Source organism: Kitasatospora sp. NPDC001175, from assembly GCF_053598215.1.
The window spans coordinates 1-7,332 of the sequence record NZ_JBSFJU010000144.1; the positions used below are offsets into that span (position 1 = coordinate 1).

General features: G+C 71.2%; 8 protein-coding genes. 4 read left to right on the forward strand and 4 right to left on the reverse strand.

Features of this window, described 5'->3' with window-relative positions; translation table 11 throughout:
• The first annotated feature begins 181 nt into the window (after positions 1-181).
• Positions 182-652 carry a hypothetical protein gene (locus ACWDAK_RS40150; protein WP_427396233.1) on the forward strand — a complete coding sequence of 157 codons (471 nt, stop codon included), beginning with the start codon at positions 182-184 and terminating at the stop codon, positions 650-652.
• A gap of 310 nt (positions 653-962) precedes the next feature.
• Positions 963-1,322, forward strand: coding sequence for a VOC family protein (locus ACWDAK_RS40155; RefSeq protein ID WP_427396234.1), 360 nt, complete (start codon positions 963-965; stop codon positions 1,320-1,322).
• Positions 1,323-1,389: 67 nt separating this feature from the next.
• Here the strand turns inward: ACWDAK_RS40155 and ACWDAK_RS40160 are convergent, their stop codons facing one another.
• From ACWDAK_RS40160 to ACWDAK_RS40175, 4 genes are all read right to left on the reverse strand, one after another.
• Positions 1,390-2,274: a hypothetical protein gene (locus ACWDAK_RS40160; RefSeq protein WP_427396235.1), complete on the reverse strand. Its 885-nt coding sequence runs from the start codon at positions 2,272-2,274 to the stop codon at positions 1,390-1,392.
• The gene (locus ACWDAK_RS40165) at positions 2,271-3,734 is read right to left on the reverse strand and encodes an MBL fold metallo-hydrolase (RefSeq protein WP_427396236.1); all 1,464 of its coding nucleotides are present in this window, start codon (positions 3,732-3,734) and stop codon (positions 2,271-2,273) included. The genes ACWDAK_RS40160 and ACWDAK_RS40165 overlap by 4 nt, the downstream gene beginning before the upstream one ends.
• An 80-nt stretch (positions 3,735-3,814) precedes the next feature.
• Positions 3,815-3,946 (reverse strand): hypothetical protein, encoded by a 132-nt coding sequence (locus ACWDAK_RS40170; protein ID WP_427396237.1) that lies wholly within the window; start codon positions 3,944-3,946, stop codon positions 3,815-3,817.
• A 106-nt stretch (positions 3,947-4,052) separates the two neighbouring features.
• A complete protein-coding gene (locus ACWDAK_RS40175) occupies positions 4,053-4,670 on the reverse strand; it encodes a hypothetical protein (RefSeq protein ID WP_427396238.1) in 618 nt (205 codons plus the stop codon).
• Between the two features lie 254 nt (positions 4,671-4,924).
• Between ACWDAK_RS40175 and ACWDAK_RS40180 the strand changes: the two genes are divergently transcribed.
• Both ACWDAK_RS40180 and ACWDAK_RS40185 read left to right on the forward strand, forming a co-directional pair.
• Positions 4,925-6,511 carry an XRE family transcriptional regulator gene (locus ACWDAK_RS40180; RefSeq protein ID WP_427396239.1) on the forward strand — a complete coding sequence of 529 codons (1,587 nt, stop codon included), beginning with the start codon at positions 4,925-4,927 and terminating at the stop codon, positions 6,509-6,511.
• On the forward strand, positions 6,504-7,124 hold the full coding sequence (locus tag ACWDAK_RS40185; protein ID WP_427396240.1) for a 2'-5' RNA ligase family protein: 621 nt from the start codon (positions 6,504-6,506) through the stop codon (positions 7,122-7,124). Before ACWDAK_RS40180 ends, ACWDAK_RS40185 begins: the two co-directional genes overlap by 8 nt.
• Positions 7,125-7,332: the final 208 nt, after the last annotated feature.

The window sequence follows — 7,332 nt, forward strand, 5'->3', positions numbered from 1 at the left end:
ACCCGCCGAATACGAGACCAACTACTACCTGGCGACCACGAAACCCCTGGTCACAGCCACAACCTGAGATCTCTACCGAACCCGGGGCGGTTCAGGGGCGAGTGACGCCGAACTCATCGGCGCCTGGTCGCATTCACCCGATGGGCTGATAGCAGGGCCAACGATCGCATCTTCGCCTGACGTGAAGATGATCCTGGGTCGCATGAAGAAGTTTCCCGTAATGGCCGCTTCGTTCGCCCTCGCCGCAAGCCTCGCCTTCGCCCCGACCGCCAGCGCCGCCCCTGCGGATACGCCCACACCGGCCCTGGGCTGCGTCGGGGTGGTCAACCTTGACAAGCCGCCGTTGGGCACCGACATCGACGCAATCAAGCGCGCTGCTGCGGCACTGGGCCTGCCCGGAGTTCCGAACCGCCTCGGGGTCGTGTGCCAAACGCCCGAGCAGACCGACGCCGAGCACGGCGTGGTCAACTACCCTGGCGGTGGCCCGATCATCCTGCGCAAAACCGGATCAGCCCTGTTGCAGGAGTACTGCGCCAACTCAGTCAGCGAGGCCGGTGGGACCGCTTTCCTCCCCGGCACCAACATCCCCACCAGAGGACTGGTCGTCTTCGGATCGGGCTGCGTCACCCAGCCCAACCCGATCGCCGTGTGAACCGGCGCTGGGCAGCAACCGGAGCTAGACGCTCCTGAGCGCCCACAATGGCCTCGCACCGCCGATCCCCGGGGTGCGAGGCCATTTGTCGTTAAGAGGTCCCCCCACTGCCGCGAACTCGGGGACACGATCTGGCCGCCTGCCCAGCCCATCCAGACCCGTGTGCCGCCGTAGCGGCCAGGGCGGCCAGGGGAGTTACAAGGCCGATCCCGGCGGTGGCATCCACGGCAGGCCGCCGATCGTCTTCTCTCGGTCTGGCTCTCCACCAATGGGCTTGGACCATAGGATGGCACCCCACTGGAGGTGGCCTGTGTTCAAGAGCGTACGTACGGTGATGGTCTTCGCCGATGATCCGGAGACGTCGGCCCGCTGGTGGGGCGAACTCCTGGACGTTCCGGTGAAGCTGGACGTCAGCGACACGGGCGCCGTCTACGCCTGGGTGGAGATCGCTGGTGTCGAGCTCGGCTTCCATCCCGCCGACGACGAGCGCAATCCGAGGGGCGGCAGCCCGGTCGTCTACTGGTCGGTGGACGACGTGGACCGCGCACGCGAGTGGCTGCTGACTGCCGGCTGCGAGCACCACCGCGGCCCCCTCCAGATCGAGCCGGGCCGCCGCATCGCGCAGCTGCGCGACCCGTTCGGCACGATCGTCGGTATCGACGGTCCGTAGACCGACACCGAGGCACCCCCGTTGACGAACCGACAGGTTTGGCGGGGGCGCCTCGGCGTTTGATGGCCTACTGGTCCAGGCCGTGCAGGCTTTGAAGCCCGGTGGCTGCGGTGAATGCGCGCAGCGCGGCCTTCAGCGAGCTGGTCGTCCAGCTCGCGCCGTGCGCGGCGGTGGCGTTCAGGTAGAGGTCCATGACCTTTGCCGGGTGCATCTCGTGGCCGGCCTGGCGGTAGACGGCGGGGAGAGTGACGAGGTCGATCAGCCCGGTCACGTCCGGGCGTACGGTCTCCACGTCCAGCAGGACCACTGTGCCGTCGGCCCGAAGGCGCAGGTGCTCAGGTTTGAGGTCGAGGTGGCCGAGCGGTACCAGGGCGGGGCCGTAGGCGTCATGGTGCGCGGCCAGCACGTCGCTCCACGCCGTCGCATCGGCGATCCAGGCCGGGGCCGGAGCGAGGGCCAGGTGGGCGAGGGAGAACTCTGTCATCGCCTCGGTGGCGTACTGCGGCAGCCGGAGGCTGGCGGTGTGGACGGCGGCGATGCGCTCGGCCAGCACGGCGGGCGTCGCCGCGTCGGACCAGTCGGTCGGGTGGGGCAGATGCTCCAGCAGCAGCGACAGCGAGCTGTCGCCTTCCGCGTGCAGGTGCGGGATGGTCGCTGTCCCGGTTAGCAGCGCGTATGCCAGCGTTTCCCCTGCGTAGGCGATCGGGTCGGCGTGGAGTTTGAGGGTCAGTGGGCCGGTCGCTTGGTGCACGGTGAACACTGCGGCGGTGTACCGGGCGCTGACCAAGCGCAGCGTCCCGTCCACACCCGGGTGGTCGGCGGCCAGCGCCTGGCGGGCCCGGGCGAGGAGGGTATCCGGGTCGGCTGGCATCGGGGTGGCCAGCCAGCCGGCGGGACGGATGCGGGCCAGGCCCGCCAGTGCCTCGGCGGCGGTGGCCGGCGCCGTGGTCACCGGGTGCCCGCCGATGCGGGGATCGCGCTGGCCAGGTGCGCGTAGGAAAGAGCGGCGAGGTCTGGGCGCTGGTGCTCACCGTAGACGCGGAAGAAGGCGTAGACGGGGCTGTCGAGGGGTGCGCCGATGTGCCAGCACTCCATCGCGCCGCCGGCCACGTCCCAGACCTGAAGGTGTCCGCGTAGCAGGGCGGCGTAGTCCTGGAAGTGCAGCTCGGCGCCGAACGGGTAGAGCGCCATGGCCTCGTCACGGCTGGTCGGCTCGACCTGGGTGAACGAGGCGGTGGTGACGTCCCATGCGAACTGCAGGAGCTGGCCGCCGGGGCCGTCCAGCAGGCGCAGGACGGCTCGGTGGGCGCCGAGCGGACCGGAGAGGTACTCGTGGATGCTGCACGCCAGCGCGCCGGTGCCGGTGGCCAGCAGTTCGCGGCCCAGGCGCGGCAGTTCGATCCGGATCTGGGCCAGGGCCTGGTCCCAGTCGGCCGGCGGGGCAGCCAGCGGCGCGAGCGTGATGTCGCCGGGGTCGGCGAGGAAGGCGGCGTGCGCGATGAGGGACTCGTACTCGAAGTCCTCGTCGATGCGCACCCAGCCGACCTGGTCGCGCAGGACCTTCTCGGTGGCGGAGACGGTCAGCCGGTCCCCCGGGCGGGGCCCGTGGACTTCGAACAGGTGCTGGAGGCCGCCTGCGGCCGTGGCCATCGTGGGATGGTCGCTGTACAGGAACGGCCCGTGGGGGCTGTTCGGCGGGAGGAAGCCGTTGCCGCACAGCGCCACGTCCCGCACTCCGTTCAGCGGGGCGAGGACCTCCAGTAGTAGCTGGCTGAGTACCGACAGGCCGGTCTTGTGCCGGGTTCCGTCCAGGCCGGGCAGGAGGTTGATGGAGGAGGCGGGCATTCCGGGCGGGACGATCTGGGAGTTGTTGGAGATCACCGCCATCCGCGGCACCGGCTGGGTGCCCTCGGCGACCTGCTCGATGTAGAGGTCGGAGATGTCGGCGTCCACCGCGATGAACACCGACGGGCCGTCGCCGACCTGCAGGCACGGCTGGACGACTCGGTCCTCCCACCACAAGGTGCGCGCGCCGGCCGGGAAGAGCGTCACGCGCAGGTCGCCGAGGGCGATCGGCTCGGTGTGGTCGAGCCGGCGCACGGTGAACCCGAGCTTCGTGATGGCCTCCTCCACCGGGGCGGGCAGCAGCGGTCCGGTGTAGATGGGCACGGTGCGGGCGAGCAGGTCCAGCGACGGCAGGTGGAAATGGTCGAGGTGCTCGTGGGTGAGCACCACTGCGTCGGGCCGGGGCATCAGGCTGGCGTCGATGTCGCGCGGCGGCCACACCCGGCACTCGGCGCCGGGCAGGCCGAATGCGGGCATCAGGACGGGGTCGATCAGGACGTGGTGGCCGCCGCCCTGGACCAGCCAGGTCTGGTGGCCCAGGAACGTCAGCTCCAGGCGGGTGTCCACGGGTTGCCTCTCTTCTCGCGGGCCGGTCACAGGCCCGGGAGGGGCGGCAGGTCCAGCGGCCGCCCCCTCCCGGGGGTCACTCAGTGGTGGTAGCTGTGCGGGGCGGCGGCCAGGGTGCCGGTGCCGACGAAGCGGCTGACCTTCGCCTGGAGGGCAGCCACGCGCTTCGGGTCGACCTTCGTGGGCGCCGTCTTCTTCGAGGTGCTGACCATGTCGTACTCCCTTGTGGGTTGTGGTGTTGAGCAGTCGGCGGGTGCCGACGTTCTTGGGCGGCGCCCGGTGGACGCCGCAGCGACTCCGGCGGCCTGGGCGGAGTGGCTACCGCTCGTCGCCGGCGGCTTCGCGGAGGCGGTCGGCGAGGGCGGCCGCAAGCTGGACCGGCTCGGTCGTCCCGCAGGTGAGCGGCCAGTGCTTCCAGACGACCCGGGTGTTCAACGGCCCGTATTCGGGAGCGGGCGCTGCCAGATGGCTGCCGATGGTCAGGAACCGGACGTCGGGGTGGTGATCTCTCCACAACGCGGCGCGGCCGCGCGTCACGAGCCAGTACACGAGGTCGGCGCGGCCGTCGTGCAGAACCGGGCCGACGAAGTCGGGTCCCTCCAGCAGCCGGTCGAGGACCGGCAGACCGATGTCGGCCGGGACGCGGACCACGTCCCAGTCCACCCCGCAGGGCAACAGGAGCAGGCCTTCCGGCTGGCCGATCCACTCCACCATGGCCCGGTCGCGTTCCGGACCGAGCGACGAGGCGAGCCAGAGGCCGGGCGGTGTTGCCTCCTTGCGCTGTGCCGCCGCTCGCGCGGCCACCCGGTCTGACCGGGACCCACGGGAGTGGCCCCGGTGGTCCTGGCCGGAGCGGCCCGGTTCGGCGGGCGCCTGGGCGGTCAGCGGGGCGGGGGCGGGTGGCGTCATGAGGCTGAGCCCGTGGTCGAGGGTCATCGCGGCCTGCCGGATCGAGAGGCGGGAAGGGGAACGCTCCTACGGTCCCGTCTGCGACGCGAGCGGTCACGGGCAGCGGCGCCCGGCTTTTCCGGGCAGCCGTCCAGACCGATCACCTGCCGAAACGTCAGATCACGGACCGATTCTTGGACATGGAAAGCAGGCCGGATGAGCCAAGGGGCCCCGGCTGGAGTAATCGCGTCGCTACCGTGGGTGCGTCGGGCCACCTCCGCACTCCCCTTTCCGGAGCCTTCATGCCCCCTCGCCCCAAGCCCGGGTCCAAAGCGGACCGCGAGTCGCTGCGCGCCGAGATGCTCACCGCCGGCGCCCCGCTCGTGGCGATCGCCGCCGAGATGCGCGCCAGATTCGGTCTGCGGCCCCGCGAGGCGTGGCGGCACGCGCACGGCATGACGACCCAGCAGGCCGCCGACGCGTTCAACGACATCGCCGGTAGCCGCCCTGGCGGAGGGCCGGCCGCCGACGCGAGCCTGGTGGGCAAGTGGGAGAAGTGGCCGGGCAGCTCGGGCCGTCGACCGACCCTGCCCGTACTGGCCGTCCTTGCCGAGCTGTACGGCACGGACCTCGACGACCTGCTCGACCTCGACGACCGGCGGGCACTACCCGACGTCGACCTGCGCCTTCTGCGGCACCGGGCCGATACGCCCCAGGACACCCCGCCCCAGACGCCCAGCACCGTCACGGTGCCGCTGAGCGGCCCGGAGCTGGTCGACGTCGCCGCCCGTGAATCGGCGCAGTGGGCACAGTGGGCGGAAGCATCCAACATCGGCAACATCGCGCTGGAGCAACTCCAGGCCGACACCCAGTACCTGGCGGCGGCCTACCTCACCGAGGACCCGATGCTCGTGCTAGCCCAGACCAGAGCCATGCGCGACCGCGTCTTCGGGCTACTGGAGGGCCATCAGCGCCCCACCCAGAGCAGGGACCTGTACGTCATCGCCGGATACCTCTGCGGACTGCTGGCCTGGATGAGCAGCGACCTCGGCTACCGCGCCCAGGCCGAGACCCACGGCCGCACGGCCTGGCTGTGCGCCGAGCTCGCCGACCATCCCGGCCGCACGGCCTGGCTGTGCGCCGAGCTCGCCGACCATCCCGGCCGCACGGCCTGGCTGTGCGCCGAGCTCGCCGACCATCCCGGCCTGCGCGGCTGGGTGTGCTCGACGCGCAGCAAGGTGTCGTTCTGGTCCGGTCGTCTGCGTGAGGCTGTCCAGCACGCCCAGCGCGGAGCAGCCTGCCGGCCGCCCGGCACCGCAGCCATCCTTCTGACGTGCCAGGAAGCGGATGCCTGGGCGGAGCTCGGCGCCCACCGCGAAGCGCAATCGGCCCTGCAGCGGGCGGCGGATGCCGGGGACCAGGAGCTCGCGCAGCCCGCCAACGACGACATCGGCGGCCTGTTCTCCTGCGCGTCGGCCCGGCACGCCAACTACGGCGCCTCCGTTCACCTGCGCGGCGGCACGGCTCAGGCCGCGCTCGCGCACGCCGACCACGGCCTGGCCGAGCTCGCCCGCCAGAGCATCCGTGCCTATGGCACCGAGGCCCAGCTGCACATCACCCGTGCTGGCGCCCTCCTGCTGTCCGGCGACACGGACGAAGTGGCCGCCGCCATTGCCCCGGTGCTGGCGCTGCCCGGCGACCACCGCACCGCACCCGTACTCCAGCGGCTGCGGGAGCTGGCCTCGGCGGCCGCCAGGTCACCGATGGCCGACAGCAGGGGAGGGCTGCACCTGCAGGGTGCCGTCGACGTCTTCTGCCGTGAGTCCGCTGCCGCCCTGGCCCTCTCGCCAGGGGCACCAACTACTGCTTGGATCACAGAACATGACTGACACTCCCGAGCGCATGGCAGACCACTGGTGGTGGCGTCCCGGCTGGTCCGTCGGCCGGCGCTTCTACACCTGGCACCTGACCTTCGCGGATGCGCCTGACGTCCACCAGCTCGCAGCCGACTATCGCCACGCGCTCGCCGACGTGGCCGGACTGGACCTGATCCCCGACCCGTGGCTGCACCTGACCATGCAGGGGATCGGGTTCGTCGGCGAGGTCAGCGAGAGCGAGGCACGGGCCATCGCGGCTGCGGCCGCAGTCCACCTGGCAAAGGTCCCAGCCTTCGACCTGGCACTCGGACCGGCCATCGTCACCCCCGAAGCGCTCCTCCTCAAGGCGTCTCCCTCGGCGAAAGTCGACGCCGTCCGCACCGCGATCCGTGCCGGTATCGGCGACCTCTGGAGCAAGGTCCCGGAAGCAGCGGACGGCTTCCGCCCGCACGTCTCGGTGGCCTACTCGAACGCGAACGGCCCGGCTGCGCCAGCCGCCGCCGCGCTGGAGACCGTCACCTCCTACCCGGCCACCTTCCGGGTGGCCACCGCCGAGCTGATCGTGTTGCACCGCGACCGGCGGATGTACGAGTGGGAGCCGCTCGTGAGTGTGCCCCTAGGCTGACACGCCGCCAGGAACGGATGCCCCCGGTCGTGCAGGCCGGGGGCATCCTGCTTCAGTCCGGATCACTCGTTGGGGTCGCCAGTACTCCTCCCCAGGCTGCGTCATAACAAGGAGTGAGCTTCCCCCGAGATGCGGCGGATGGTGACAGCGGGTCAGATGGGCCTCATGAGAGGACCCGAGGCCATGGCCGCCCCGAAGAAGTACCCGC